The organism is Tessaracoccus lapidicaptus, assembly GCF_001693815.1.
Lineage (GTDB): Bacteria > Actinomycetota > Actinomycetes > Propionibacteriales > Propionibacteriaceae > Arachnia > Arachnia lapidicapta.
This window is the reverse complement of sequence record NZ_MBQD01000024.1, coordinates 166,798-193,013: the sequence shown is the minus strand read 5'-3', so window position 1 is coordinate 193,013 and position 26,216 is coordinate 166,798. Positions and strand designations below refer to the sequence as shown.

The 26,216-nt window shown below is 71.3% G+C and carries 23 protein-coding genes; 15 read left to right on the top strand and 8 right to left on the bottom strand.

Features of this window, described 5'->3' with window-relative positions:
• Nucleotides 1-12 precede the first annotated feature (12 nt).
• From BCR15_RS11685 to BCR15_RS11660, 6 genes are all read left to right on the top strand, one after another.
• The gene (locus BCR15_RS11685; RefSeq protein ID WP_078919840.1) at nt 13-957 is read left to right on the top strand and encodes a Sir2 family NAD-dependent protein deacetylase; all 945 of its coding nucleotides are present in this window, start codon (nt 13-15) and stop codon (nt 955-957) included.
• Nucleotides 954-1,730, top strand: a complete 777-nt coding sequence (locus BCR15_RS11680) for a fructosamine kinase family protein (RefSeq protein ID WP_068752378.1) — start codon at nt 954-956, stop codon at nt 1,728-1,730. Before BCR15_RS11685 ends, BCR15_RS11680 begins: the two co-directional genes overlap by 4 nt.
• 48 nt (nt 1,731-1,778) lie before the next feature.
• Nucleotides 1,779-3,014, top strand: coding sequence for a dicarboxylate/amino acid:cation symporter (locus BCR15_RS11675; protein ID WP_068752377.1), 1,236 nt, complete (start codon nt 1,779-1,781; stop codon nt 3,012-3,014).
• 22 nt (nt 3,015-3,036) lie between these two features.
• Nucleotides 3,037-3,639: a DsbA family protein gene (locus BCR15_RS11670; protein ID WP_068752376.1), complete on the top strand. Its 603-nt coding sequence runs from the start codon at nt 3,037-3,039 to the stop codon at nt 3,637-3,639.
• Nucleotides 3,640-3,717: 78 nt separating this feature from the next.
• On the top strand, nt 3,718-4,203 hold the full coding sequence (locus tag BCR15_RS11665) for a flavodoxin domain-containing protein (RefSeq protein WP_068752375.1): 486 nt from the start codon (nt 3,718-3,720) through the stop codon (nt 4,201-4,203).
• Nucleotides 4,204-4,228: 25 nt separating this feature from the next.
• Nucleotides 4,229-4,993 carry an extensin family protein gene (locus tag BCR15_RS11660; RefSeq protein WP_068752374.1) on the top strand — a complete coding sequence of 255 codons (765 nt, stop codon included), beginning with the start codon at nt 4,229-4,231 and terminating at the stop codon, nt 4,991-4,993.
• 7 nt (nt 4,994-5,000) lie between these two features.
• Here BCR15_RS11660 and BCR15_RS11655 read toward each other — a convergent pair whose 3' ends face one another.
• Entirely contained in the window at nt 5,001-6,665 is a 1,665-nt protein-coding gene (locus tag BCR15_RS11655; protein WP_068752373.1) for a DUF885 domain-containing protein, read from the bottom strand.
• 28 nt (nt 6,666-6,693) lie between these two features.
• Nucleotides 6,694-7,734: an LLM class flavin-dependent oxidoreductase gene (locus BCR15_RS11650; RefSeq protein WP_068752372.1), complete on the bottom strand. Its 1,041-nt coding sequence runs from the start codon at nt 7,732-7,734 to the stop codon at nt 6,694-6,696.
• 254 nt (nt 7,735-7,988) lie between these two features.
• Between BCR15_RS11650 and BCR15_RS11645 the strand changes: the two genes are divergently transcribed.
• Both BCR15_RS11645 and BCR15_RS11640 read left to right on the top strand, forming a co-directional pair.
• On the top strand, nt 7,989-8,303 hold the full coding sequence (locus BCR15_RS11645; RefSeq protein ID WP_068752371.1) for a DMT family transporter: 315 nt from the start codon (nt 7,989-7,991) through the stop codon (nt 8,301-8,303).
• Nucleotides 8,300-8,674 (top strand): DMT family transporter, encoded by a 375-nt coding sequence (locus tag BCR15_RS11640; protein ID WP_068752370.1) that lies wholly within the window; start codon nt 8,300-8,302, stop codon nt 8,672-8,674. The genes BCR15_RS11645 and BCR15_RS11640 overlap by 4 nt, the downstream gene beginning before the upstream one ends.
• A gap of 16 nt (nt 8,675-8,690) precedes the next feature.
• Here the strand turns inward: BCR15_RS11640 and BCR15_RS11635 are convergent, their stop codons facing one another.
• Nucleotides 8,691-10,595, bottom strand: a complete 1,905-nt coding sequence (locus BCR15_RS11635; RefSeq protein ID WP_176715242.1) for a penicillin-binding transpeptidase domain-containing protein — start codon at nt 10,593-10,595, stop codon at nt 8,691-8,693.
• 165 nt (nt 10,596-10,760) lie between these two features.
• On the opposite strand from BCR15_RS11635, the gene BCR15_RS11630 reads away from it, so the two are divergent.
• Nucleotides 10,761-11,951 carry a TerC family protein gene (locus BCR15_RS11630; protein WP_068752369.1) on the top strand — a complete coding sequence of 397 codons (1,191 nt, stop codon included), beginning with the start codon at nt 10,761-10,763 and terminating at the stop codon, nt 11,949-11,951.
• A 15-nt stretch (nt 11,952-11,966) separates the two neighbouring features.
• The gene (locus BCR15_RS11625; protein WP_078919831.1) at nt 11,967-13,292 is read left to right on the top strand and encodes an MFS transporter; all 1,326 of its coding nucleotides are present in this window, start codon (nt 11,967-11,969) and stop codon (nt 13,290-13,292) included.
• Nucleotides 13,293-13,299: 7 nt separating this feature from the next.
• Here the strand turns inward: BCR15_RS11625 and BCR15_RS11620 are convergent, their stop codons facing one another.
• Both BCR15_RS11620 and BCR15_RS11615 read right to left on the bottom strand, forming a co-directional pair.
• Nucleotides 13,300-13,953: a response regulator transcription factor gene (locus BCR15_RS11620; protein ID WP_068752368.1), complete on the bottom strand. Its 654-nt coding sequence runs from the start codon at nt 13,951-13,953 to the stop codon at nt 13,300-13,302.
• On the bottom strand, nt 13,950-15,161 hold the full coding sequence (locus BCR15_RS11615) for a sensor histidine kinase (protein WP_068752367.1): 1,212 nt from the start codon (nt 15,159-15,161) through the stop codon (nt 13,950-13,952). Before BCR15_RS11615 ends, BCR15_RS11620 begins: the two co-directional genes overlap by 4 nt.
• Before the next feature lie 134 nt (nt 15,162-15,295).
• Between BCR15_RS11615 and BCR15_RS15370 the strand changes: the two genes are divergently transcribed.
• A complete protein-coding gene (locus tag BCR15_RS15370; protein WP_256094630.1) occupies nt 15,296-15,421 on the top strand; it encodes a hypothetical protein in 126 nt (41 codons plus the stop codon).
• Between the two features lie 33 nt (nt 15,422-15,454).
• On the opposite strand, the gene galE is transcribed toward BCR15_RS15370, so the two are convergent.
• From galE to BCR15_RS11600, 3 genes are read right to left on the bottom strand one after another with little or no spacing between them, the layout of a single operon-like run.
• Nucleotides 15,455-16,477, bottom strand: a complete 1,023-nt coding sequence (gene galE / locus BCR15_RS11610; RefSeq protein WP_408647381.1) for a UDP-glucose 4-epimerase GalE — start codon at nt 16,475-16,477, stop codon at nt 15,455-15,457.
• Nucleotides 16,478-16,511: 34 nt separating this feature from the next.
• Nucleotides 16,512-17,135 carry an MBL fold metallo-hydrolase gene (locus BCR15_RS11605; RefSeq protein ID WP_068752365.1) on the bottom strand — a complete coding sequence of 208 codons (624 nt, stop codon included), beginning with the start codon at nt 17,133-17,135 and terminating at the stop codon, nt 16,512-16,514.
• On the bottom strand, nt 17,132-17,722 hold the full coding sequence (locus tag BCR15_RS11600; RefSeq protein WP_068752364.1) for a TetR/AcrR family transcriptional regulator: 591 nt from the start codon (nt 17,720-17,722) through the stop codon (nt 17,132-17,134). The genes BCR15_RS11605 and BCR15_RS11600 overlap by 4 nt, the downstream gene beginning before the upstream one ends.
• Before the next feature lie 104 nt (nt 17,723-17,826).
• Here BCR15_RS11600 and BCR15_RS11595 point away from each other — a divergent pair, with 104 nt between their 5' ends.
• The 4 genes from BCR15_RS11595 (at nt 17,827) to glpK (ending at nt 25,510) form a co-directional block, all read left to right on the top strand.
• Nucleotides 17,827-20,487 carry an MMPL family transporter gene (locus BCR15_RS11595; RefSeq protein ID WP_068752363.1) on the top strand — a complete coding sequence of 887 codons (2,661 nt, stop codon included), beginning with the start codon at nt 17,827-17,829 and terminating at the stop codon, nt 20,485-20,487.
• Nucleotides 20,484-22,988 carry a YhgE/Pip domain-containing protein gene (locus tag BCR15_RS11590; protein ID WP_068752362.1) on the top strand — a complete coding sequence of 835 codons (2,505 nt, stop codon included), beginning with the start codon at nt 20,484-20,486 and terminating at the stop codon, nt 22,986-22,988. Before BCR15_RS11595 ends, BCR15_RS11590 begins: the two co-directional genes overlap by 4 nt.
• A 206-nt stretch (nt 22,989-23,194) precedes the next feature.
• Nucleotides 23,195-23,968 (top strand): MIP/aquaporin family protein, encoded by a 774-nt coding sequence (locus BCR15_RS11585; RefSeq protein WP_078919828.1) that lies wholly within the window; start codon nt 23,195-23,197, stop codon nt 23,966-23,968.
• Nucleotides 23,969-23,992: 24 nt separating this feature from the next.
• Complete coding sequence (gene glpK / locus BCR15_RS11580) at nt 23,993-25,510, top strand: glycerol kinase GlpK (RefSeq protein WP_068752360.1); 1,518 nt, start codon at nt 23,993-23,995, stop codon at nt 25,508-25,510.
• Nucleotides 25,511-26,216 lie beyond the last annotated feature (706 nt).

Here is a 26,216-nt window from a genome sequence, read left to right as displayed (position 1 = left end):
ACGCTGGGGGCGATGAGTAGCGCACCGATCCCCGACGTCGGCGGCTGGTTCCGCACCGCCGCGGACGGCGTCGCGCTGCCATCGCTGCCCTCGTGGGGGCCGGGGACGGGTGGGTTCGGCCGGACCTCGCCGGAGGAGGACCTGGTCGCGGCCGCCGAGCTGTTCCGCGGCCGCCCCACCATGGTGCTGACCGGGGCGGGCATGTCGACGGGGGCCGGCCTGCCCGACTACCGCGGCCGCGACGCCGTCCCGCGCTCGCCCATGACCTACCAGGAGTTCGTGGGATCGGACCTCAGCCGACGTCGCTACTGGGCCCGCAGCACCGTCGGCTGGCGGTGGTTCGAGCGCGCCCGGCCGCACCACACCCACCTCACGCTGGCCCAGATGGGCGACCTGACGCCGCTCACCGGCGTCGTGACGCAGAACGTCGACGGGCTGCACCAGGCGGCGGGGTCGCGGCCGGTCCTCGACCTGCACGGCAACCTGGCCCGCGTCGTGTGCCTCGGCTGCCGGGCGGTGCTGGACCGCGGGCGGCTGCAGGATGAGCTGCTGGCGCTCAACCCCGAGGTGGCGCGCCGGCTCGACGCCCTCGCCGAGGAGACCCGCACCGCACCCGACGGCGACGCCGAGGTGGACCGCACCGAGGACTTCCGCTACCCCGCCTGCCCGCGCTGCGGCGGCATGCTCAAGCCGGAGGTCGTGTTCTTCGGCGAGAACGCCGACCGGGGCGTCGTCGAGCGGGCCTGGGCCATGCTCGAGGACGCCGCTGTGCTGCTGGTGCTCGGCTCGAGCCTGTCGGTGATGAGCGGACTGAGGTTCGTGCGCCGCGCCGCGCAGCACGGCAGGGATGTCGTCATCGCCAACGACGGCGCGACCCGCGGGGACGACCTGGCCACCCTGCGCATCCACGGCCGGCTGGAGGACGTGCTCACGCGGTGGGCGGAGCTGCTCACGTGAGCACCTTCCGCAAGACGGGCAGTCGGCGCGCGATCGCCACCGAGGTCGCCAGCCTGCGCTGGCTCGCGGAGGCCGAGGCTGACGGCGGCGCCGCCGTCGCGGAACTCGCCGGGTCCGGGGAGACGTGGCTGGAGACGGTCCTGCTGAGTACCGGGCACCCGTCGCGGGCCGACGCCGCCGAGTTCGGCCGCAGACTGGCCCGCACCCACGCCGCCGGGGCGAGGTGGTGGGGCGAGGCCCCACCCGGGCTGGACCCCGCGCACCTGTCGACGGCGAACCTCGGCACGCCCGCCGCCGCGGAGCCGGTGTGGGACACCTTCGGCGAGTACTACGCCGAGGGGAGGCTCCGGCCCTACGTCGCGATGGCGCCCTGGCTGGACGCCGATGACGCCGCGCTGCTGCACCACGCCTGCGACGCCGTCGCCACGGGCCGTTTCGACTCGTCGCAACCCGCGCTGTGCGGCCCCGTCGCCCGGATCCACGGCGACCTCTGGGGCGGCAACGTCGTGTGGACCGCCGACGGGGTCGGCACCCTCATCGATCCGTGCGCCAACGGCGGCCACGCCGAGACCGACCTCGCCGAGCTCGCGCTGTTCGGCTCCCCGCACCTCGCCGACACCGTCGCGGGCTACCACGAGGTCAGCCCGTTGGCCGACGGATGGCCGGCTCGCGTGCCGCTGCATCAGTTCCACATGCTGCTCGTCCACGTCGTCCTCTTCCGTGGGGGCTACGTCCGGCAGGCCCTCGCCGTGGCCCGCGAGCTGCTGCGTTAGCGGGCCTCGGCTGCGCGATGGCGGCGGTGCTGGGTTAAGTTTGCGCGCATGAGCACAGCCGCTGCCGCCCAGAAGAAGAAGTTCACGTTCGGGCTCCTGCCCCAGATCGTCGTCGCGATCGCGCTCGGCGTGCTGTTCGGGAACTTCTTCCCGGACTGGCTGACCAGGGTCTTCGTCACGTTCAACGGCGTGTTCGGCCAGTTCCTGGGCTTCGCCATCCCCCTGATCATCCTGGGCCTCATCGCCCCGGCGATCGCCGAGCTCGGCCGCGGGGCCGGCCGGTGGTTGGCCATCACGGCCGCGCTGGCGTACTCATCGACGCTGCTGGCCGGATTCCTCGGGCTCAGCACGTCGCTGATCGTCCTGCCCCGTGTGCTCCCGGAGGGCGGGGCGCCGTCGCTCACCAACCCGGACGAGGCGCTGCTCGCCCCGTACTTCTCGCTGGAGATCCCGCCGCTGTTCGGCGTCATGTCGGCGCTGGTGTTGGCGTTCATCGTCGGCGTGGCGATGACCGTCATCCAGGGAGACTCGCTGCAGCGGGGCTTCCTCGAGTTCCGCGAGGTGATCAACCTCGTCATCCAGAAGATCCTCATCCCGCTGCTGCCCATCTACATCTTCGGCATCTTCCTCAACATGACCCAGGGCGGCCAGGTGGCCACCGTCATCGCCACCTTCCTCGGCGTCGTGGTGTTCGTGTTCATCCTCACGTGGATCATGCTGCTGCTGCAGTACACGGTCGCGGGTGTCATCACGGGCAAGAACCCCATCAAGATGCTCGTCACCATGCTGCCTGCGTACGCCACCGCGTTGGGCACGTCGTCGTCGGCCGCGACGATCCCGGTCACGCTGCGCCAGGCGATCAAGATGGGCGTCTCGCAGCCCGTGGCGGCCTTCGCGATCCCGCTCAACGCCACCATCCACCTGGCCGGATCGACCATCAAGATCACGTGCTTCTCGATGGCGGTGATGATGCTGGCCGGCATGGAGATCAACGTCGGCGTGATGATCGGCTTCGTCATGATGCTGGGCGTCATGATGGTCGCCGCCCCTGGTGTTCCCGGCGGCGCGATCATGACCGCGGCGGGACTGCTCTCGACGATGCTCGGCTTCTCCGAGGCCCAGGTCGGCCTGATGATCGCGGCCTACATCGCCATCGACTCGTTCGGCACCGCCACCAACGTGACGGGCGACGGCGCGCTGGCGGCGATCGTCGACAAGTGGGTGTCGCGGTCGAAGCACCGCGACGAGCTCGGCGACGAGGCGGCGGTCCGGGCCGCCGCCTGACGGGATGTGCTGAGATGGGACCATGACGACTGACGTTGACTTCTGGTTCGATCCCGTCTGCCCGTGGGCCTGGATGACCTCCCGCTGGATGCTCGAGGTGGAGAAGGTCCGCGACGTGAAGGTGACCTTCCACGTCATGAGCCTGTCCGTCCTCAACGACGGCCGCGACCTCCCCGCGGGCTACCGCGCCTTCCTCGACAACGCCTGGATGCCGGCCCGCGCCGCGCTGCTGGTCGAGCAGCGCCACGGCTCCGACGTGCTGCGCGACTTCTACACCGAGCTCGGCACCCGCTTCCACCCCGGCGAGCAGGAGGTCGGTCCGGAGCCGGTCGCGGCTGCGCTGGCAGCCGTCGGCGCCGACGCGGACATCCTCGACATCGCGCAGACCGACGCCATCGACGACGACCTGCGCCGCTCGCACCACGAGGGCATGGATCCGGTGGGCGACGAGGTCGGCACCCCCGTGATCCGCGTCAACGGCATGAGCCTGTTCGGCCCTGTCATCTCCCCGGCGCCGAAGGGCGAAGAGGCCGGCGAACTGTTCGACGGGTTCGTCAAGGTCACCGCCTACCCGGGCTTCTTCGAACTCAAGCGCACCCGTACGGTGGATCCGATCTTCGACTGAGGCATTAGCACAGCCCGTTGGATAAATTGGCCGACCCCACCCGAAGCGTCCTGCGGGCCCACGGCTACCGTGTCTCGCATGGGCAGGGTTCTGGTCGCGTACGCGACCCGTGGTGGTGCGGCGCGCGACATCGCCGAGACGGTCGGTGAGGTGCTGCGCGCCTCGGGGCACGCGGTGCGCGTGGCTGATCTGAAGTCGAAGCCAGGCGTCGACGGCGCCGAGCTGGTCGTCGTCGGCAGCGGCATCAATGCCGGATCGTGGTACCCGGAGGCGACGTCGTGGCTGGCCGCCGAGGCCGGCGCGCTGCGGACGGCGCGGGTGGCGGTGTTCAACGCCTGCCTCAACGCGGCCGACCCGGCCAAGCGCGACGACTCCCTCGCCTACAACCGGTCCGTGGCCGAGCGCGTGCGCGCGTCCGCGAGCGAGTCCTTCGCCGGCCGGTTCGTGCCGGAGCACATCAGTTGGTGGCGCCGGCTGTTCCTGCGCACCATGCAGAAGCCGACGCAGGATCACCTGGACCTCGACGCCGTCCGGGCCTGGGCGTCGACGCTCACCGTGAGCTGATCGGGAGCGCGCATACCATCGAGGCATGCGTCGGCGTGCCTTCCTCCTTGGCGCCGCCACCGTGCCGCTGGCCGGGTGCGGCGACGACGGGTCGCTCTCCGTGCCCGACGTGCCCATCGATCTCAGTGGCGTGGGCGGATGCCGCAGCCCCGAGTCGCTGGTGACGTTCTCGACGCTGGGCGGGGCCCCGCTGTCCTACGAGGTGACGGGCACCCCTCAGTCGTTCCGGGCGGACCCGCAGTTCGTCGAGGCCTTGGAGGACTGGGCAGCCGGGTGGGCCGCCGCGAGCGGGCTGGGCCCGCTGACCGGCGTGTCGACCTATGGTGCGTTCGTCGACAAGTGCGACTCCTGGCATGCGGCGGGTCGGGCCTTCGACTTCGCGACGCTGACGCACGAGGGCGGCGTCGTCTCCTGCCGCTACGACCAGTGGGGTGACGACCCGGCCGAGTTGCGCGGGTACTGGCGGCTCGCGGCCTCCGTCGCGTCGCGGTTCACCTACACGCTGACCTACCGGTACAACGCGCAACACCACAACCACATCCACATCGACAACGGCGTCAACGGCTACGACGCCGCGTCGCTGCGGGAGGGGTCGCGGACCCAGGTCGACCTCGTGCAGGGCGTGCTGCGCTTCGTGTTCGGCCGCGACGTCGAGGCGACGGGCCGCTACGACGACGCCACGAAGTCAGCGGTCCGGTCCGTCCAGCGCGAACTGGGCATCACCGTCCCGCTGGCCACCCCGGACGGATGGCGCGAGTTCCTGACCGGCGCCGTCGCTCTCGGCCGCTGACGCAGGCTCAGGCTGTGTGGCGGAGTGCGTCGCGCAGGACGTCCAGGCCTACGGAGCCGAGATCGAGGGCCCGACGGTGGAAGTTCCGCAGGTCGAATGCCGCCCCGGCCCGCGCCGCGGCCTCGTCTCGCGCCTGCTCCCACAGCCGCTGCCCGACCTTGTACGCCGGCGCCTGGCCCGGCCACCCCAGGTAGCGGTCCAGCTCGAAGCGCACGAACTCCTCGGCCATGTTGACGTTGGCCTTGAGGAACGGCCACGCCTTGTCGCCGTCCCAGGTGCCGCCGCCCCACTCGTCGGGGGCGGGCTTGCCGAGGTGCACGCCGATGTCGAGGACCACTCGGGCGGCCCGCATGCGCTGGGCGTCCAGCATCCCCATCCGGTCGCCCGGGTCGTCCAGGAAGCCGAGCTGCTCCATCAGGCGCTCCGCGTACAGCGCCCAGCCCTCACCGTGTCCCGACACCCAGCAGATGAGGCTGCGCCAGCGGTTCAGCTGCCCGGACAGGTACGTCGCCTGCGCGATCTGCAGATGGTGCCCCGGCACGCCCTCGTGGTAGACAGTCGTCTTCTCCCGCCAGGTGCCGAAGTCCTCGACGCCCGGCGGCACGGACCACCACATGCGCCCGGGGCGGGAGAAGTCGTCGGTGGGGCCGGTGTAGTAGATGCCGCCGTTCTGCGTCGGGGCGATGCAGCACTCGAGGGTGCGGATCGGGTCGGCGATGTCGAAGTGCGTCCCGGCCAGGGCCGCGATGGCGGCGTCCGAGGTCTCCTGCATCCAGCGCTGCAGCGCGTCCGTGCCGTGCAGCCGGCGGTTGACGTCCTCGTCGAGCCGCCGCATGGCCTCGTCGGCGGTAGTCCCGTCGCCGTAGAGCTGATGGGCGACCTCGTCCTGCTCGGCGACGATGCGGGCCAGCTCCTCGCGGCCCCACTCGTAGGTCTCGTCGAGGTCGATGGTCGCGCCCAGGAACTGTCGCGACAGCAGCTGGTACCGATCGCGGCCGACGCCGTCGGCCTTCGGGGCGCGTGGCGCCAGGTCGCGCAGCGCCTCCGCGAGCCGGGCGTACGCCGCGCGCGCCCCGTCGGCGTTGGCGGCCAGCGCGGCGGCCAGCGATTCGGGGAGGTCGGCGGACGCACCGAACGTGCGCCAGAAGGACCCCTCCCCGGCGAGCTCCTCCGCCTGCGCGATGCCGATCTCCATTTGCCGGACGGCCGGGGCGGGGCCCTCATCGACCGCGAGGCGCAGGGACTCGATGTAGCCGTCGACCGCCGCGGGCACGGCACCCATCCGGGCCGCGATGACCTCCCAATGGTCGGTCGTGGCCGTGGGCATGAGGTCGAAGATGTCGCGGATCCCCTGCAGCGGCGACGCGATGTTGTTCAGCTGCGCGTAGTCCTCGCCGGCCTCGAAGAGCTCGACGTCGAGGCCCAGCCGTTCCCGCATCGCGGCGGCGGTCACCCGGTCGACGTCGTCGACGATCTCAGTCGCCTCGACCTGACGCAGCGCCTCCCGGGCGGCGTCGGCCTTGGCCGCCATGCCGGCGGGGGAGAAGTCGTCGAGTTCGTGGTCGTGCCCCGGCGCGCCGATGTGGGTGGCGACGATGGGGCTGAGGCGGACGAGCGTGTCGACGTAGGCGTCGGCGACCTGGTCCAGCGGGGTGGGCGTGCGAGTGGTCATGCCGTCGACGCTACCAGCGGGCCGCCCGTCAACTGCCCGAGAGCATGTCCTTCACCAGAGGGACCACCTCGGTGCCGTAGAGGCCGATGGTGTCGAGGATCGCCTCGTGCGACAGGCGGCCGGTGGAGACCTTGAGCTGGAACCGCTGCGCGCCCAGGGTCCGGAAGCCGTGGGCGATCTTCGCCGCCACCGTCTCCGGCGAGCCGACCGCCATGGCGCCGTGGTCGGCCTCCTCGTCGAAGTGGTCGCGGGACATGCGCCCCCAGCCCCGCTCGCGCCCGATCTTGGAGGTCTGCTCCAGCCAGGGCCGGAACATCCGCTCGCGCGCGGCGTCGTCGGTGGCGGCGAGGTGCCCGTACGAGTGCCAGCCGATCGGCTGCGGCTCCTTGCCGAGCTCCTCGAGCGCGCGGCGATGCAGGTCGGCGAAGGGAGCGAACCGGTCCACCGGGCCGCCGATGATCGCGAGCATCAGCGGGAGCCCGTAGTGCGCGGCGCGGAGCACCGACTGCGGGCTGCCGCCGACGGCGACCCACGTCGTCAACGGGGTGCTCGCGAGGCGGGGGAACAGCTCGACGTCGTCGAGGCTCTGCGTGAGCTGGCCCTGCCAGGTCTGGCGGCCGCCCTGGATCAGCTGCGCGAGCATGGCGAGCTTCTCCTCGAAGAGGGCCTCGTAGTCCTGGAGGTCGTAGCCGAACAGTGGGAAGGACTCGATGAACGAGCCGCGGCCCGCGATGAGCTCGGCGCGGCCCCCGCTCAGCGCGTCGAGCGTGGCGAACCGCTCCACGACGCGCACCGGGTCGTCGGAGGACAGGACGGTCACGGCCGTGGCGAGCTTCAGGCGCGTCGTGCGGGTGGCGATGCCGGCGAGCACCATGTCGGGCGCGGAGATGGCGAAATCCTCGCGGTGGTGCTCCCCGACGCCGATCGCGTCCAGGCCCACCTCGTCGGCGAGGACTGCCTCGGCGACCACGTTGCGGATGACCTGATCGTGGGGGAGGAGGGCGCCGTCCGGGCCCTCGGTGACGTCGCCGAAGGTGTCGATGCCGAATTCGAGCCGCTCGATGTCCATGGGGTCCTCGCGAAGATTGAGAGATCAACTATCCCCAGCCTAGCCCACCCGTCAACCGCGCCTGCCTCCCGTCGGGGCGCCTGCCTTATGTTTGGGAGCCTGCGCTCCATCGCAGGCGTCTTCCGCACGCCTGGATTCCGTGCACCTGCCTGGTCTGTAGGGCAGGCGTCAAGAGCTAAGGCAGGCGTCGGACGCAAGGCAGGCGTCGGGAGCTAAGGCGGGCGTCAGAACCACGGCTGGAAAGGGAACTTGTCATGGATTGGGTCATCCTCCTCGGCTCGGGCGTCCTCGAGGCCGTCTGGGCCACGGCCCTCGGCCGCTCCGACGGCCTACGCCGCCCCCTCCCCACCGTCGTCTTCGTCGTCGGGGCCGTCCTCAGCCTCGTGGGCCTGGGGATCGCGCTGAACACCCTCCCGACCGGCACCGCCTACGCGGTCTGGACCGCGACGGGGGCGTCGCTCACCGTCGCCTGGGCCATGCTCACGCGCGTGGAGCCGGTCAGCCTGGCCAAAGTGCTCCTCCTGGTCGGCATCGTCACCTGCGTGGTGGGGCTGAAGGTGGTCGCATGACCGCCCGGGGGGCCTGGCCGGCCCTGCTCGTCAGCTCCGTCCTGGAGGCGGTGTGGGCCAACGCGCTCTCCGCCAGCGAGGGCTTCACGCGTCCGCTGCCCACCGTCGTGTTCGTCGTGGCGACGGCGCTGTCCACCGTCGGCCTCGCCTACGCCATGCGCCACATCCCGACCGGCACCGCGTACGCCGTCTGGACCAGCGTCGGCACCGTGCTCACGGTTGGGTACTCGGTCGCGATCGGCGCGGAGGCCCTGTCCTGGCTGAAGGCGCTGTTCCTGGCCGGGATCGTCGCGTGCGTCGTCGGCCTCAAACGCCTCGACGGCGGACGCGACGACGGCGCCCGCAAGGCAGGACCGGCGCCGTCGCTCTGACGGCCACGGTGCGGCCTCAGCGGAACAGCGCCGTGATGAGCGGCGCCGCCGTGGTGCCGCCCGAGTCGCCGACCTCGACGAAGGACGCGACGGCGTATGTGTCGTTGTAGGCGATCATCCAGGCGCTGGTCTGCAGCTTGCCCGTCTCGCCCCACTGGGCGGTGCCCGTCTTGGCGCCCTTCATGAGGCCCTGCAGCGAGCGCCCGGTGCCGGATGACACCGTCGCCTCCATCATGGTGCGCAGCCCCTGCGCCTCGGCGGCGCTGAGCGGAGCAGCCGTCGGGGAGGCCTGCGTGCCCTGCACGAGCCACGGCAGCGTTGTCTTTCCTGCCGCGATCGAGGCGGCCACGGTGGCCATGCCGAGCGGCGACATGGTGACCTGCCCCTGACCGATCATCGACGCCGCCCGGTCGATCGAGTTCCCCGGCTCGACGGTGCCAAAGTTGGACGTGAAGCCGACGTCGTAGTCCGTGCCCACCCCCAGCGACCCCGCCGCCGCGTGGAGCTGCTCGCCGGTGATCGACGACGCGGCGGCCGCGAACGCCGTGTTGCACGACTGCGCGAACGCTGTGGTGAGCGGGATGCGGCCCAGGGCACTCGACGGGTAGCCGGAGTAGTTGCCGAAGGTGTAGCTGCCCACGGTCAGCGACGGGGCGCAGTTGACGGTGGAGGTGGGCGTCATCCCGGACCGGAGCATCGCCAGGGCCGAGACGGCCTTGAAGGTGGAGCCGGGCGCGTACTTGCCGAAGGTCACGTGCGGATAGGTGCCCCCGGCCGGTGACTGGGCGGCGGCGAGCACCGCGCCGTCCGCCACCGACAGCACCACGAGCGCGGCCATGCCCGCCTGGCCGCTCAGGATCTCCTCGGCCTTCGACTGCAGATCCCGGTCCAGGGTCAGCGTGATGCCCGTGCCGACGCTCGGGTCCTGCTGGAAGAGCGTCGTCTCGGGCACCGGGGATGCGCTGGCCCCGGCGGCGGACTTGCGTGCGACGGCGTCGATCCGGATGCCCGGCACCCCGCGGAGCTGCTCGTCGTAGCGGGACTGCAGGCCGCTCAGGCCGACGCGGTCCAGCTCGGTCAGCGTGCCCTCGGACTCGGCGATCATCTCCGCGGTCGGTGCCCCGACGCTGCCCAGGAGCGGCGCCGCGAACGACCCGCCCGGCCCGATGATGGCGGAGATCTCCCGGACCAGGACGCCGGGGACCGTCGTGATGGTGGCCGGGATCTCGGCCTGCAGCATCGTCGCGGCGACCACGTACGCCTTGGGGCCGTTGGCCAGGACCTTGCGCGTGTAGGCGGCGGCGTCCACCTTCAGCAGCGCGGCCAGGTCCGCGGCGGCGGTCTCCCACTCGGCCTGATCGACGGCGCCCTTGTCCAGGCCGACCTCGTACATGGCCCCCTCCTCGACGATCGCGATGCCCTCGCGGTCGTTGATCGGGGCGCGCTTGGCCTCCTGGCGGGTGTGCCGGAGCCTGGTCTGCGGCGTGAGGTCCGGATGGACGATCGTCGGCTCCCAGTCCACGCGCCACTGGTCGCCCGCGTACCGGAACCGGGCCTCCGTGGTGTAGGTCCAGCCGTCGACGCCGAGCGGGTAGTCCATGGTCAGCGTGGCGACAGCGACGTCGTCGGTGGCCTCGTACGCGATGGGCCCGGCGGTGACCGCAGGGACGATGCCGTCCATGCCGGCGAAGATCTCCGTCAGGTCCGCCTGCGCGTCGGCGGCCGGGCGCACCATCGGCAGCGCGGACACGTCCTGCGCGGCGAGGGCAGCCGCCAGCGCGGCCACGGCGTCGTCCGCCGCGGGCAGGTCGTCGCGAGTCACCGCCGAGTCGCTCGGCGACGGCTCCGGTGAGTCCGGGCCGGGGGCGCAACCCACGAGCGTCAGGGCAGTGACCAGCAGCGTCGCCAGTAGTCGTCGCATCAGACCTCCTGTTCGGCCCCAGGCTACAAGGCGGCCCCGACAAGCCAGGGGAGGCGCGGGGCCCGGACGAGGTTTGTCGCTCTTCCCGGCGCCGGTACCCTGGGAAGGTGCCTGGAGGCTGTCCGCCTCGGCGCGCGCCGGTCTCGACATAGGAGCTGTTTCACGTTGAACGTACCCCTGTGGGTCTGGGCGATCACGGTCGTCGTCATCCTCGGCCTCCTCGCATTCGACTTCTTCTTCCACGTCCGTAAGGCGCACACGCCGACGCTGCGGGAAGCCGCGGTCTGGTCGGCCATCTACGTCGGCCTGGCGCTGCTGTTCGGCGTGATGGTGTGGGTCTTCGGCGGCGCCCAGATGGGCGCGGAGTACTTCGGCGGATACATCACGGAGAAGGCGCTGTCGGTCGACAACCTGTTCGTGTTCCTCATCATCATGTCCAGCTTCGCCGTGCCTCGCGAGGACCAGCAGAAGGTCCTGTTGTTCGGCATCGTGTTCGCGCTCATCGCGCGGACCGCGTTCATCTTCGCCGGCAAGGCGATGATCGAGACGTTCTCCTGGACGTTCTACCTGTTCGGCCTCATCCTCATCGTCACCGCCGGCAAACTGCTGGCGCCCGAGAAGGACGGCGAGGAGGAGGGCGCCGACAACTTCATCATCCGGCTGGCCAAGAAGTATCTGCGGACCACGGACCACTACGACGGCGACAAGCTGTTCACGGTCGAGAACGGCCGCCGCGTCCTGACGCCCATGCTTCTGGTCATGATCGCCATCGGCGGCACCGACATCCTCTTCGCGCTGGACTCCATCCCCGCGATCTACGGCCTCACCACGAACGTGTTCATCGTCTTCACGGCCACCGCGTTCTCCCTCATGGGGCTGCGTCAGCTGTACTTCCTCATCGACGGCCTGCTGGACCGGCTCGTCTACCTCAAGTACGGGCTGTCGCTCATCCTCGGCTTCATCGGCATCAAGCTCATCCTCCACGCGCTCCACGAGAACAACCTGCCGTTCATCAACGACGGCGAGCACGTCAACGTCTATGAGATCGAGATCGGGCTGTCGCTGAGCGTCATCCTCGGCATCCTGGTGGTGACGGTCGTCGCGTCGATCTTCAGCCCCACCGGCAAGCTCAAGACGGCGATCAACACCATCCACCGCTTGGCGTACGGCTACGTCCACACCGAGTACCACGGCGTCGAGGCCGAGCGCGAGGCCAACTACCAGCGCATGCTGGACGCCGAGGCGACCCTCACGAAGTTCGACCAGGAGAAGGTCATCGAGCTCATGGAGGAGTCGGGCGCCGCCTGGCTGGTGGACAAGGCGCACCGCATGCACGCGGACGCCACCCGGCGCTGACCGAGTTCCCGCGCCATGCGGATGGTCGCCGCGCTCCGGCGGCTCTGGCACCACGCCCCGTTCCGGCGGCTCCTCTGGCTGCGGACGGTCAGCCAGGCGGCCGACGGCACGCTGCAGGTCGGCATGGCCTCCTACATCCTGTTCTCCCCGCAGTCCCAGCCGTCGGCGGCGGCCATCGCGGGCGTCCTCGCCCTCACGCTGCTGCCGTTCACGCTCGTCGGGCCGTTCGTGTCGCCGCTGCTGGACCGCTGGCCGCGCCGCGACGTCGCCCTGTACTCGGACCTGGCGCGGACCGTGCTCGCGGCCCTTATCGGCGTGATCATCGCCACCGGCTCGACGACGGGGGCGTGGGCCGCGGCGCTTTACGCCGCGCTGCTCGTGGCGATGAGCATCAACCGCTTCATGCTTGCCGGGCTGTCGGCGGGGCTGCAGCACACCGTCGAGCCGGATGAGTACCTGACCGCGTCGTCGATCCTCCCGACGGTGGGTCCGCTCGGCGTCGTCGTCGGGGCGGTGCTCGGGTTCGCGACCCGCGCCCTGCTCGGTGGCGTCCTGCCGGCACACCAGGCCGACGCCGTCGTCTTCGCCATCGCGGCCGCGCTGTTCCTGGGTTCCGTGTCGATCGCGCGCGGCTTCCCACGCGGTGCGCTCGGGCCCGACGTGGTCGGCGAGGCTCCGCGCATCCGCACGGTCGCGGCAGGGCTGGCGGAAGCGGCGCGGCACCTCCGCGCCCGCCCGGCCTCCGTGCTGGCGCTCACGGTGATGGCGGCGACCCGGCTGCTGTTCGGCCTGTACAGCGTCGCGGTGATCCTCGCGGCCCGCCACCTCTGGCATCCGGCCGATCGCCCGGGCGACGCACTGGCGGACCTCACGGTGTGGGGGCTCCTGACGGGGGCCGGGTTCGTCCTCGCGGCGCCCGTGGTGCCGGCGCTGGTGCGGGTGCTCGGGCTGCGCCGCGCGAGCGTGCTGCTGCTGACCGTCGGGGCGGTCGTGTCGGCCGGTATCGCGTTCACGACCGCCCGGCCGGTGATCTTCGCCGCGGGCTTCGCCGTCGGGCTCGTGGTGCAGTCGGTGAAGATCTGCGTCGACACCGTCGTCCAGGCCCACGTCGAGGAGCAGTTCAAGGGCCGCGCGTTCACGTTCTACGACATGGCCTACAACGCGGCCTTCGTCGCGGCCGGGCTCGTGGCGATCGTCGCGCTGCCGCCCACGGGCCTGAGCGCGCCGGCGTTCCTGGCGGTCGCGGCCGGCTACCTCGCGGCCGCCGCCGCGATGCTGGCCGGCGCGGCCCGCCTCGCCCCGGGGGATCTCGAGCGGGGGACCGCGGACCTCCTGGGCTGACGGCCCCTCAGCCGTCGAGCAGCCCGCACTCGTGCGCGATGAGGACCAGGCCCACCCGGTCGCGGGCGCCCAGCTTGCTGAGCAGGCGGCCGATGTGCGTCTTGACGGTGCCCTCGGCCATGTAGAGCCGCTCGGAGATCTCGGCGTTGTTGGCGCCGCGGGCCACCTCCTGCAGCACCTCGCGCTCGCGGTCGGTGAGCACGTCCAGCCGCTGGTCGGGGCCGGCCGTGGTGCGGGGGAGCAGCGGCGCGAACCGGTCGAGCAGGCGCCGGGTGGCCGACGGCGCCACGACGGCGTCGCCGTCGGCGACCGCCCGGATGGCTCCGAGCAGCTCGTCGGGGTGCGCATCCTTGAGCAGGAACCCGCTCGCTCCGCCGCGGATCGCGGCGAAGACGTACTCGTCGAGATCGAACGTGGTGAGGACCAGCACCTTCGTCTCACCGCCGAGCGCGGTGATCTGCCGGGTGGCCTCGGTGCCGTCCATCACGGGCATGCGGATGTCCATCAGCACGACGTCGACGCGGCGCGTCCGCACCATCGCGACGGCGTCGCGGCCGTTGTCCGCCTCGCCGACGGTCTCCATGTCGTCGGCGGAGTCGATGAGCATCCGCAACCCGCTGCGGACCAGGGCCTGGTCGTCGGCCAACAGCACCCGGATCATGTGGTGGCCCCTCTCAGCCAGCTCTTCCCCAACTGGTTCGGCATCGGCAGCCGCGCCCAGACCTCGTAGCCACCGCCCGGGCGGGGGCCGGCGCGGAACTCGCCGCCCATCGCCACGACGCGCTCGCGCATGCCGCGCAGCCCCGAGCCCGTGCCGTCCGGCCGCGACAGGCTCCCGATGCCGTCGTCGCGGACCAGCAGCTCGACGTGCTCCGTGGCGTACGCGACGCGCGCCTCCGCGGTCGCGGTGGGCCCGGCATGCTTGAGCACGTTGGTGATGGCCTCCTGCATCACGCGGAACGCCGTGAGCCCCAGCGACTCGGGCACGATCGGCGTCGGCCCCTCGACCGTCAGCGTGATCCGTCCGCCGGCGGAGTCCACCAGCCCAGGGATCTCCGCCAACGACGGCGAGGGACCGAAGGCGGCCGCCTCGTCGTCGCCGCGCATGAGCGCGACGATGCGGCGCACCTCCGCGATGGAGGTGCGCCCCGTGTCTGCGATGACGTCGAGGGCCTCGGCGGCCGCCTCGGGCCGCTTCGCGGTGAGCGCCCGCGCCCCTTCGGCCTGCACCACGATCACCGACAGCGAGTGCGCGAGCACGTCGTGCAACTCCTGGGCCACCCCGGCCCGCGCGCGGCGCTCCGCCAGCTCCAACTCCTGCTCGGCCGAGCGCTGGGCCGCCGAGAAGCGTTCGGTGACGATCTCCCGGTCCAACGACTGCGTCAGCGCGCGCTCGCGCAGGAACCGGCCCCACAGGTAGGCCAGCGCGACGATGGCGGCGCAGAGGAGGACCAGCAGCGTGGTGCCCAGCACGCGGTAGGGGTCGGGGATGCCCGCGGTCCACGTGATCGGGCCGGCGAGGGAGCCCGCGACCCCGAGCGCAGCGACGGGGAACACCGCCGACATCCGCTGGTAGCGCCCGACGCAGTACACGACGACCGGAACCGCGAGGATCGCCGGGACCGGGGTGCTGAGCATGGCTGCCATCCCCACCCCGGCGGCCCCCACGGCGGTCAGAGCCGCCAGCGGGGCCATCCGGCGCAGCAGCAGCGCGCCGCACATCAGCAGCGACCAGGGCAGCGAGCGCATGACGAACTCGGAGTCCTCGTTCACCAGCAGCGGCGGCACCGTCGCGACGGCGAAGGCCAGCGCGAGGGCGCCGTCGCCCAAGAGGGTGCGGCCGTCGCGCGACCACTGCAGGTTCACCATGATGCGCCCAGCCTAGGGCGCGTCGCGCATCGCGGGATCAGACCGGCGGCGTCGATCCTCGCCCCGCGGCACCCCCGGGGTCTGACGCCGGCGGCCCTGCCGCGACAGACCGAGCTGCGCCTAGAGTGGGCCCCATGTTGCGCAAGGTGTTCTGGCTGCTGGGGATCCTCGTGGCCATCACGACGGTGTCGACCATCATCGACCGCCGCGAGGCCGCCCGCCGCCGCGAGCTCTGGGCCGAGGCGACCGACCCCCACTGATCGACCCCTGCTGGGGCGGCGCCGGAGCGCTGCTCAGTAGCCGAGCATCTCCTTGCGGACCGGCAGCCATGCGATGGCGTCGCGGACGGCCTCCTGCTCGGTGAGCTTCGCCTCCCACCCGAGGACGTCCTTGGCCTTCGACGACACGGTGTACACGCCCGCGACGTCGCCCGGCCGCGGGGGACCGTAGGTGACCTTCAGCGGGTCGCCGGAGATCTCCTCGAACGAGGCGGCCAGTTCCTTGACGGTGACGCCGTTGCCGGTACCGATGTTGAACACCTCGTAGGACGACTCGGCGGTGGCCTTGTCGAAGCCCTCCAGCGCGGCGACGTGCGCCTGCGCCAGGTCCCACACGTGGATGAAGTCACGGATGCCGGAGCCGTCGCGCGTGGGCCACTCGACGCCGGTGACGGTGAACGTCTCGCCCTTGCTCCAGGCCTCCAGCAGCTTGGCCAGCACGTGGCTGGGCTTCTCGAGCTGCTGGCCGGAGCGCAGCTGCGGGTCGGTGCCGATGGGGTTGAAGTAGCGCAGCGACAGGACCTTCATGTCCGAGGCCTTGGTGTAGTCCTCGAGGATCATCTCGACCATGTACTTGGTGCGCGCGTAGGGGGAGCCGGGCGACAGCGGGGAGGCCTCGGTGACGACGAAGTTCTCGTCGGGGGCGTAGATCGACGCCGAGGAGGAGAACAGGAAGCGGTGCACGCCGGCCCGGTCCATGGCGCGCAGGAGGGTGATGGTCTTGGCCACGTTGTTCTCGTAATAGTCCAGTGGCATCTCGACCGACTCCGGCACCACGATCTTCGCGGCGCAGTGCACGACGGCGTCGATGGCATGCTCGGCGAAGATCCGGCCCAGGAGAGCCTCGTCGGCGAAATCGCCCTCGTACACGGCCCGGTCTCGCACGAACTCGCGGCGACCGGTGGAGAAGTCGTCGAGGATGACGACCTCGTGGCCGGCGTCCTCGCACGCCGAGGCCACGGTGCTGCCGATGTACCCGGCGCCGCCGGTGATCAAGACCTTCATAGGTTCCCTTCCATCCCAGTGCTCGCCTCTCATCCTATGGCGGACGGGGGTGGGCGGGAGCGAGGGGTCACCAGCCGCGGCGGATCCACTCGGCCAGGTGCGGCCGCTCGGCGCCGATGGTGGTGGAGGGGCCGTGCCCGGTGTGGACGGTGGTGGCGTCGGGGAGGGTGAAGAGCCGCGACTCGATCGACTCGATGATCGTGCCGAAGTCCGAGTAGTGCCAGCGCGTGGCCCCGGGGCCGCCCTGGAAGAGGGTGTCTCCGGTGAACACGCACCCCAGGTCCTCGGCGACGAGCGACGTCGACCCGGGGGTGTGGCCGGGCGTGTGCCGCGCCTCGAGGACGACCCCGCCGGCGCGGAACACGTCCCCGTCGAGGAGCGGCTCGAACTCGGCGTCGCCGTGCTCCTCGCGCCAGAGGAACAGGTCGGCAGGGTTGAGGTGCACCTGCGCGCCGAGCTCGGCGGCCACCGCCAGCGCCGCCCGGACATGGTCCCAGTGGCCGTGGGTGAGCAGGATCGCGGTGACGATGCGGTCCTCGACGGCGAACGCGACGGCGTCGGCGTCGTGCGCGGGGTCGATGACGACGACGTGCTTGTCGTCGCCCACGATCCACACGTTGTTCTCGTGGACGGGCGGGCCGACGGGATCGAAGTTCCCGGCCGTGACGAGCCGGCTGACGGTGGTGCTCACGACGCCTTCTTCCTGGTGAGGTGCCGGGCCGCTGTCCCGATGAGGTGGTTGCGCAGGTCCGGCTGGTCGCTGGCCGCCGTCCGGGGGAAGTGCCAGATCGCCTCGAAGATGAGCAGCAGTTCCTCCGTGTCGATGAGGAATTCGAGGCCCGCCCGGTCCGCGGCGCGTTCGACGAGCTCGACGTAGCGCGGCCACACGTCGCCGCGGACCTCCTCGATGCGGGCCCGGAACTCCGGGTCGCGGTACGCGCGCAGCTCAATCTCCATGAGGGTGCGCAGCAGGTCCGGGCTGGTGCGGTTGACGCTGAGGATGCCGACCACGATCTCGTCGGTGGTCATCTCCCGCGGCAGGTCGGCCAGCGCCGAGCCGTAGAGCTCCACCTGGTCCTCCGCGACGTGGCGCATGATCTCGACGCACAGGTCGTCCTTGGTCGCGAAGTTGGAGTAGAACGCCCCCCGCGTGAACCCGGCCGCCTGGCACAGGTGCTCGACGCTGGTGGCGTCGATCCCGCGCCGGCTGAACTCCTCGATCGCGGCCTGCACCAGCCGTCGCCGGGTGTCCTCGCGGCGTCGCGTGGGTTCCGACATGGTCCTCCGATCAGCGCCGATTCATGCGGTTCGGGACGTCCGATGCATAGTTGTATCCTGAAGCGTAACGCGCTTCCCCTCACTCTACGGATCGGGCCCCCTGGATGTCTGCTTGGCTGTATGCCGTCGGCCGCTGGTGTTACCGGCGGCGCCTCACCGTCATCGCGCTGTGGCTGTCGCTGCTGGCGCTGCTCGGGGTCTCCGCCGGCCTGTGGATGGGGTCGTTCAACAACGCCTTCGAGATCCCGTCGTCGCGGTCCCAGGAGGCGCTCGACAAGCTGCGCATGACGTTCCCGCAGGGCGCGGCGCTGTCCGCGCTCGCCGTCGTGGTGGCCCCCGAGGGGCAGCAGGTGGCCGAGTCCCGCGAGCAGATCGAGGCCGCCGTCGCCGACTTCGACGACCTGCCGATGGTGGAGGCCGCGACGTCGCCGTGGAACGAGTACGTCGACGGGCTGATCTCGGACTCGGGCCGGGCCGCCATCATCCAGCTCAGCCTCGACTTCGGGGGCGAGGCACCGACGGAGGAGCAGCTCGCGCCCATCACCGACGTCGCCGAGGACCTCGAGGCCGCCATGCCCGCGGGCACGCAGGTGAGCATGGGCGGTGAGGCGTACAACATCGAACTGCCGCACCTCAGCATCATCGAGGGCATCGGCCTCATCATCGCGCTCGTGGTGCTGGCCGTGGTGCTCGGCTCGCTCATCGCCGCTGGCCTGCCGCTGCTGACCGCCGTGACGGGTGTCGGCATCGCGATGGCGCTCATGCTGCTGCTCACGCGCATCTTCGACATCAACTCCACCACGCCGCTGCTGTCGGTCATGCTCGGCCTCGCGGTCGGCATCGACTACGCGCTGTTCATCCTGTCGCGGCACCGCGACCAGCTCCGCGACGGGCTGGACCCCGAGGAGTCGGCGGGCCGCGCCGTCGGGACCTCGGGATCGGCCGTGGTGTTCGCCGGGCTCACGGTGTTCATCGCGCTGCTCGGGCTCGGGGTGGCCAACATCCCGTTCCTCACCGTCATGGGCATCTTCGCCGCCGTCACGGTGGCGGTCGCGGTGGTCATCGCGCTCACCTTCCTGCCCGCGCTCATGGGCCTGCTGGGGGAGCGGATGCGGCCCAAGCCTCGTGCCGCCGGCGCGGCGAAGCGTCCCGGGCGTACCGGGCTGTTCGCCTGGTGGGTCGGCGTGACGACCACGCACCCCGTCGCCACGATCGTCACGGTGGTGGCCGCCCTGGTGGCGCTGACCCTGCCGGTCCTGGGGCTGCAGGTGTCGCTGCCGAACGCCGGCCAGCAGCGCCCGGATCAGCCCGCCCGCATCGCCTACGACCTGCTGAGCGAGCACTTCGGGCCCGGCGTCAACGGCCCGCTCATCGTCACCGCCGACATCATCGGCTCCACCGACCCCCTCGGGCTGATGGCCAGCCTCAAGGACGACATCGAGGGCATCGACGGCGTCGCCCAGGTCCCGCTCGCCACGCCCAACCAGAACGCCGACACCGGCCTCATCCAGGTCGTCCCCGAGTCCGGCCCCGACGATCCGGCCACCGCCGACCTCGTCCGGGCGCTGATGGAGCGCCAGGACCACTGGCTCGCCGAGTACGGCGTCGAAACCGACGTCACGGGCCTCACCGCGGTCCAGATCGACATCAGCGAGAAGCTCACCGCGGCCCTGCTGCCGTTCGGCGTGCTCGTGGTGGGGCTGTCCCTGGTGCTGCTCGCGGCCGTCTTCCGGTCGGTCTGGGTCCCCATCAAGGCGACCGTTGGCTACCTGCTCAGCGTCGGCGCCGCGTTCGGCGCCACCGCTCTCGTGTTCAACTTCGGCGTCGCCAAGGAGGTCGTGAACCTCGAGCGGCCCATGCCCGTGATCTCCTTCCTGCCGATCCTGCTCATGGGCATCCTGTTCGGTCTCGCGATGGACTACGAGGTCTTCCTCGTCAGCCGCATGCGCGAGGAGTACGTGCACGGCAAGAGTCCGCTCGAGGCCATCCGGGGCGGCTTCGTCGCCTCCGGGCCCGTCGTCATGGCGGCCGCCGTCATCATGATCGCCGTCTTCGCGTTCTTCGTCCCCGAGGGGATGGGTGCCATCAAGGCCATCGCGTTCGCACTCGCGGTCGGGGTCGCGGTGGACGCCTTCCTCGTCCGGATGACGCTGGTCCCCGCCGTGTTGACGCTGCTGGGCGAGAAGGCCTGGTGGCTGCCGGCCTGGCTGGACCGCATCCTTCCCACGTTCGACGTCGAGGGGGAGGTGCTCAGCACCGAGATGGCCCTCAAGGACTGGCCCGGCGACGGGTCCGTCCTGTTCGCCGACCAACTCGCCGTCGCCGGCGTCGTCGGACCGCTCGACCTGCGGCTCGTGCCGGGCAACGTCATCGGCATGGTGGGCCCCACCGGGGCCCGCACGGGCGCCGCGCTCGCGCTGAGCGGGCGGCTCGAGACCACTGGGGGGCGCGCCCGAGTCGCCGGAGCCCTGCTGCCCGAGGCCGCGGGGGCGGCCCGGCGCCGCGTCAGCTACCTCGACCTCGCCCACGTCGACGACCCGGCGCGGGCGCTGGCCGCCATGCGCCCGGGCAAGGTCGTCTTCATCGACTCGGTCGATCTCATCACCTCCCCCGAGGCGCACGCCGCGCTCGACTCGCTCATGGACCGCGTCCGCGCCGACGGCGCCGTCGTCCTCTGCGCCGCCGTCGAGGACCACCTCACCGACCACCAGCTCGACGGCGTCTTCGCGGCGCCGTCGGCCGCCCACGAGGAGACCAGGGCATGACCCCCGAAACCCAGTCCGGACGCCGCGTCACCTGGCCGGCGATCATCGCCCTGGCGCTCATCCCCCTCCTCACGGTGGCGGCGCTCATCGGCCTCACCCGGCCGGACGCCGAGCGGATCGACGCCGCGGTCGTCAACCTCGACGAGGCCGTCACGGTGGACGGGCAGCTCATCCCCATGGGCCGCCAGCTCGCCGCCGCCATGCTCGAACGCGACGGCGAGAACGTGTCCTGGACCCTCGCCGACGTCCCCGGCGCCGCCGCGGGGCTTCGCTCGGGGGAGTTCGCCGCCGTCGTGACCATCCCGGAGGGCTTCTCCGCCGCCGCGACCTCCTTCTCCGCCAACGACGCCGCGCAGGCGCAGCAGGCCACCATCGACGTCGAGGTGAGCGACAACGCTCCCGTGACCGACGCCCAGCTGGCGCAACAGGTGGCCCGCCTCGCCACCGAGACCATCAACGACACGCTCACCGAGGGCTACCTTGACGGCATCTACGTCGGCTTCAACACCGTGGGCGAACAGTTCACCACCATCGTCGACGGCGCGCGCCAGCTCGCGGACGGGTCGGGCCAGCTCGCCGACGGCACCCTCGAGGCGTCGCAGGGGGCCAACCAGCTCGCCGACGGCATGACGCTGCTTGCCGACAACGGGCCGCGCCTCGCCGACGGCGGGGACCAGCTCGTCCTCGGGGTCGGGGAGCTGGGCGACGGCGCGGCGCAGCTCGCCGACGGCGCCGGCCAGCTCGCGTCCGGCATGCGGCAGTACGCCGACGGCGTCGACCAGTTCGCGGCCCAGACGCCGGAACTCGTCGACGGGGTCGGACAGCTGGCCGACGGCGCGGACCGATTGCTGGGCGGCCTGCCGCAGTTCGCCGACGGCGCAGCGCAGGCCATCGGCGGCGTGGCGCAGCTGCGCGACGGCCTCGATCGGGTGGTCGCAGGCCTGGACCAGCCGCAGGACTTCTCGCAGCTGCAGGAGCTGGCCGACGGCGCGGCCGGTGTCGCGGCGGGCGCGGAGGGTGTGTCGGGCGGCATCGGGCAGGTCGACGCGGCCATGCAGGGCTTCGCCTCGGGCGCCGTGCCGGCCCCCGCGCAGGTCACCGCCATCTCGGGCCAGATCGCGGCCGGATTCGAGTGCCCGGTCGCCGATCCGGCGACGTGCGAGATGCTCGCGCAGACCTTCGCCGCCGGCGCGGCGGCGGGCGTGGGCGCCGGCTTCCAGGCCGGGACCGGGGCGGCCTCCGCCGCGCTCAACACCCCCGACCCCACCACGGGACTGTCGTTGGTCCAGGGTGCCGAGGCGCTGGCCGTGGGGGCCGGGCAGCTGTCCGACGGGGTCGACCAGCTCGTGACGGAGCTCCCCGCCCAGACGGAGGCCCAGCTCGGCACGCTCAAGGCCGGGCTCACCCAGCTGCGCGACGGGGCGGACACCCTCGCCACCGAGGCCCAGCCCATCGTCGACAACGCCCCGGCCATCTCGTCGGGCGCGACCCAGCTCAACGCGGGCATCCAGCAGCTCGACGAGGAGATCGGCTCCCTCCCCGCCGGTGTGGCCCAGCTCAGCGACGGCGCGGACCAGCTCGCCGACGGCGCCTCGGAGCTCGCCACCGGGGCCGGCCAACTGAGCGACGGCGTCGGACAGCTGGAGACCGGCGCCGCGACGTTCGCCGCCGGCGTCACGCAGTACACCGAGGGTGTCGCGTCCGCGTCGGACGGCACGGCGCAGCTCGCGGACGGCCTCGCCCAGCTCGCCGACGGCGCGGCGCAGCTCGACGACGGCGTCGACACCTTCGCCACCGAGCTCGCCAAGGGCGCGGAGCAGGTGCCCAGCTACTCGGCCGCGGACCGCGAACGGCTGGCCACCGTCGCCGCGTCCCCCGTGGACCGCGCCGACGACCTCGTCCAGTCCTCCCGCGTCCCCGCCGTGACGCTGCTCCTGGTCTCCGCGCTGTGGCTCGGGGCGCTGGGTGCGTGGGTCGTGGCCCGGCCGGTGCCGCGGGACGTGGTGTCGTCGCGGGCGCCGAGCGTCGTGCTGTGGGCCCGCACCATGTGGCTGCCGCTCGCGGTGGTCGCGGCCCAGGGCGTCGTGCTCGGGCTCGTCGGGGGCGTGGTCCTGGAGGCCGGGTTCGTGACCACGCTCGCGCTGGCCGCGCTGCTGACCGTCATGGGTGCGTCGTTCGTATTCGCCAACCACGCCCTCGCCGGCTGGTTCGGCCACGCGGGCCGGGCGATCTCCGTGCTGCTGCTCGTCGTGACGGTGGCGCTCGGGCTGTCGTCGGCCGTGTCGTGGCTCGCGCCCGTGACGTTCGTCTCGCCCCTGCATAACGGTGTGCTGCTGGTTCGGGCCTGGCTGGGGGGCGGCTCCGGTGAGATCGGGCTGGCCGCGACCGCCGTGCTGATGGCGGTCGTCACGCTCGGCGCGTCCGTGCTCGCGGTGTCCGCGCGACGCCGGCTCACGGCAGAGCAGTTCCGTCGCCGCGCGGCGACGGTATCCACCGTCTGAGGTTAACGGAAGTGAGCCCGGACAGTGGGCTTCGGGCGAGACCCGGTTCGAAGTGCACGCATCCAACCCCGGGTTGCACGATCGTGCATGCAGGTTGCACCGACGTGCAACCCGGAGTTGGCTAGGGCTGGCGGCCAACGGGTCGTCAAGAGTCATGCGTCACAGATGACGCCGATCTGACAAGGCTGTCAGGAACGGAGTGAGGGATGGAAACCTCCTTGGGTGTTGTCTTCCTCTCGGAAGTCGTGGGATCAGCGATGCTGCTGCTGCTCGGTGGAGGTGTGGTCGCCAACGCGATCCTCACCAAGACCAAGGGCAACGGTCAGGGATTCCTCTTCATCAACTGGGGCTGGGGTATCGCGGTTTTCGCCGGCGTCCTGGTCTCGTACAAGTCCGGCGGTCACCTGAACCCCGCCGTCACGCTCGGCCTCCTCGCCTCGGGGTCCGACACCTACGCAGCCGGTGTTGAGGTCACGGCCGCGTCCACCGTCGTCTACCTGGCCGCCGAACTCGTCGGTGCCATGATCGGTGCCGTCCTCTGCTGGCTGGCGTACAAGGACCACTTCGACGAGGAGCCGGATCCGGCCCTCAAGCTCGCGGTGTTCTCCACCGGCCCCGGCATCCGCAACTACGCGATGAACGTCGTCACTGAAGCCATCGCCACCTTCGTCCTCGTGTTCGTGATCCTGGGCGCTGGCAACTTCACCGGTGCCGGCGGCACCGACCCGGCCAACCTCGGCTGGCTCGGCGCCTTCGGTGTCGCGGTCCTCATCGTCGGCATCGGCGCGAGCCTCGGTGGCCCCACCGGCTACGCCATCAACCCGACGCGTGACCTCGGCCCGCGCATCGTGCACGCCATCCTCCCCATCAAGGGCAAGGGCAGCTCGGACTGGGGCTACTCCTGGGTTCCGGTCGTCGGCCCCATCATCGGTGGCGTCCTCGCCGGTCTGCTGGCCGGCGTCCTCCTCCCCGCAGTCTGATTCTCGAAAGGATTTGAGTAAGTAATGGCTGACAAGTACGTTCTCGCAATCGACCAGGGGACCACGAGCTCCCGCGCCATCATCTTCGACCACAGCGGCAAGATCGTCTCCGTGGGCCAGAAGGAGCACGAGCAGATCTTCCCGCGGGCCGGCTGGGTGGAGCACAACCCCGTCGAGGTGTGGGACAACGTCCGCGCCGTCGTCGCCGAGGCCCTCAGCGGCGCCTCGATAAACCACCAGCAGATCGCTGCCGTGGGCATCACCAACCAGCGCGAGACCACCGTCGTGTGGGACAAGAAGACCGGCGAGCCCGTCTACAACGCCATCGTCTGGCAGGACACCCGCACCGCGAAGATCGTCGACGAGCTCGGCGGCGGTGACCAGGACAAGTACAAGGACCGCGTCGGTCTGCCCCTGGCCACCTACTTCTGTGGCCCGAAGGTCAAGTGGATCCTCGACAACGTCGAGGGCGCCCGCGAGCGCGCCGAGGCCGGCGACCTCGTCATGGGCACCATGGACACCTGGGTGCTGTGGAACATGACCGGCGGCGTCGACGGCGGCGTGCACGTGACCGATGTCACCAACGCCTCCCGCACCATGCTCATGGACCTCAAGACCCTCGATTGGGACGCCGACATCGCGGCCGACATGACCATCCCCATGTCGATGCTCCCCGAGATCAAGAGCTCCGCCGAGGTCTACGGCGTGGGCCGCTCGAGCGGCATGCTGCCCGACGTCCCGATCGCGGGCATCCTGGGCGACCAGCAGGCGGCCACCTTCGGCCAGGCCTGCTTCGAGCCCGGCATGGCGAAGAACACGTACGGCACCGGCAACTTCATGCTGCTCAACACCGGCGAGGAGATCGTTCCGTCGAAGAACGGCCTGCTCACCACCGTGTGCTACAAGATCGGCGACAAGCCCGCCATCTACGCCCTTGAGGGCTCGATCGCGGTCACCGGCTCGCTGGTGCAGTGGCTCCGCGACAACTTGAAGATGATCAGCTCGGCCCCCGAGGTCGAGGAACTGGCGGCCACGGTCGAGGACAACGGCGGCGCGTACTTCGTGCCCGCGTTCTCGGGCCTGTTCGCTCCGTACTGGAAGTCCGACGCCCGCGGCGCGCTCGTCGGTCTGACCCGCTACGTCAACCGCGGCCACATCGCCCGCGCCGTCCTGGAGGCCACCGCCTACCAGACGCGTGAGGTGCTGGAAGCCATGGAGGCGGACTCGGGCGTGAAGCTCGCCGAGCTCAAGGTCGACGGCGGCATGACCGCCAATGAGACCCTGATGCAGTTCCAGGCCGATCAGCTCGGCGTCGACGTGGTTCGCCCCGTCGTCGCGGAGACCACGGCTCTGGGTGCGGCCTACGCGGCCGGCATCGCCACCGGGTACTGGCAGGGCGAGCAGGACGTCATCGACAACTGGGCCGAGGACAAGCGCTGGACGCCCAAGGTCGACGAGACCGAGCGGGATCGCCTGTTCCGCAACTGGAAGAAGGCCGTCACGCGGACCTTCGACTGGGTCGACGAGGACGTCAAGGAGTGATCCGCAACTGACGTTGCCACACGGAGGGGCGCCGGGAGACCGGCGCCCTTTCGCGTCGGTGCGTTCGCTGAGTTCAGCCCGCTGGTTAGCTGAAGTCGCGCCCGGCCCGTTCGCTGAGGTCGCGCCCGCCCCGTCCGCTGAGGTCGCGGCCTCTCCGTTCGCTGAGGTCGCGCCCTTTCCGTTCGCTGAGGTCGCGCCCTTTCCGTTCGCTGAGGTCGTGCCTGGTCCGTTCGCTGAGGTCGCGCCCGGTGCGGAGCACCCGGGCGAGTCTCGAAGCCGACGCCGGAGGCGTCGATCCCGCAACCCTCAGCACGAATAGCAGGCTCACTCACCGCTGGGGCTTGCGTACGGCGTCGAGGGCGGAGTTCGACGGCGTGTCGTGCTGGTGTAGGTGGCCGCGCGACGGTGGCGGGGGTCGTGCCTGGTCCGTTCGCTGAGGTCGCGCCCGGTGCGGAGCACCCGGGCGAGTCTCGAAGCCGACGCCGGAGGCGTCGATCCCGCACCCCACAGCACGAATAGCAGGCCTACGCCCCACCGGGGCTTGCCTGCGGCGTCGAGGGCGGAGTTCGACGGCGTGTCGTGCCTGGTCCGTTCGCTGAGGTCGCGCCCGGTGCGGAGCACCCGGGCGAGTCTCGAAGCCGACGCCGGAGGCGTCGATCCCGCAACCCGCAGCACGAATAGCAGGCCTACTCACCGCCGGGGCGCG

What these genes read in the sequence shown, in the direction of transcription:
- BCR15_RS11675 (WP_068752377.1), top strand. Translation starts at nt 1,779, where the DNA reads ATGAGCACAGCCGCTGCCGCCCAGAAGAAGAAGTTCACGTTCGGGCTC.
- BCR15_RS11590 (WP_068752362.1), top strand. Translation starts at nt 20,484, where the DNA reads ATGACCCCCGAAACCCAGTCCGGACGCCGCGTCACCTGGCCGGCGATC.
- BCR15_RS15370 (WP_256094630.1), top strand. Translation starts at nt 15,296, where the DNA reads ATGTTGCGCAAGGTGTTCTGGCTGCTGGGGATCCTCGTGGCCATCACG.
- BCR15_RS11650 (WP_068752372.1), bottom strand. Translation starts at nt 7,734, where the DNA reads ATGGACATCGAGCGGCTCGAATTCGGCATCGACACCTTCGGCGACGTC.
- BCR15_RS11615 (WP_068752367.1), bottom strand. Translation starts at nt 15,161, where the DNA reads ATGGTGAACCTGCAGTGGTCGCGCGACGGCCGCACCCTCTTGGGCGAC.
- BCR15_RS11665 (WP_068752375.1), top strand. Translation starts at nt 3,718, where the DNA reads ATGGGCAGGGTTCTGGTCGCGTACGCGACCCGTGGTGGTGCGGCGCGC.
- BCR15_RS11620 (WP_068752368.1), bottom strand. Translation starts at nt 13,953, where the DNA reads ATGATCCGGGTGCTGTTGGCCGACGACCAGGCCCTGGTCCGCAGCGGG.
- BCR15_RS11585 (WP_078919828.1), top strand. Translation starts at nt 23,195, where the DNA reads ATGGAAACCTCCTTGGGTGTTGTCTTCCTCTCGGAAGTCGTGGGATCA.
- BCR15_RS11685 (WP_078919840.1), top strand. Translation starts at nt 13, where the DNA reads ATGAGTAGCGCACCGATCCCCGACGTCGGCGGCTGGTTCCGCACCGCC.
- BCR15_RS11600 (WP_068752364.1), bottom strand. Translation starts at nt 17,722, where the DNA reads ATGTCGGAACCCACGCGACGCCGCGAGGACACCCGGCGACGGCTGGTG.
- BCR15_RS11595 (WP_068752363.1), top strand. Translation starts at nt 17,827, where the DNA reads ATGTCTGCTTGGCTGTATGCCGTCGGCCGCTGGTGTTACCGGCGGCGC.
- BCR15_RS11625 (WP_078919831.1), top strand. Translation starts at nt 11,967, where the DNA reads ATGCGGATGGTCGCCGCGCTCCGGCGGCTCTGGCACCACGCCCCGTTC.
- BCR15_RS11640 (WP_068752370.1), top strand. Translation starts at nt 8,300, where the DNA reads ATGACCGCCCGGGGGGCCTGGCCGGCCCTGCTCGTCAGCTCCGTCCTG.
- BCR15_RS11670 (WP_068752376.1), top strand. Translation starts at nt 3,037, where the DNA reads ATGACGACTGACGTTGACTTCTGGTTCGATCCCGTCTGCCCGTGGGCC.
- glpK (WP_068752360.1), top strand. Translation starts at nt 23,993, where the DNA reads ATGGCTGACAAGTACGTTCTCGCAATCGACCAGGGGACCACGAGCTCC.
- BCR15_RS11655 (WP_068752373.1), bottom strand. Translation starts at nt 6,665, where the DNA reads ATGACCACTCGCACGCCCACCCCGCTGGACCAGGTCGCCGACGCCTAC.
- BCR15_RS11645 (WP_068752371.1), top strand. Translation starts at nt 7,989, where the DNA reads ATGGATTGGGTCATCCTCCTCGGCTCGGGCGTCCTCGAGGCCGTCTGG.
- BCR15_RS11660 (WP_068752374.1), top strand. Translation starts at nt 4,229, where the DNA reads ATGCGTCGGCGTGCCTTCCTCCTTGGCGCCGCCACCGTGCCGCTGGCC.
- galE (WP_408647381.1), bottom strand. Translation starts at nt 16,477, where the DNA reads ATGAGAGGCGAGCACTGGGATGGAAGGGAACCTATGAAGGTCTTGATC.
- BCR15_RS11635 (WP_176715242.1), bottom strand. Translation starts at nt 10,595, where the DNA reads ATGCGACGACTACTGGCGACGCTGCTGGTCACTGCCCTGACGCTCGTG.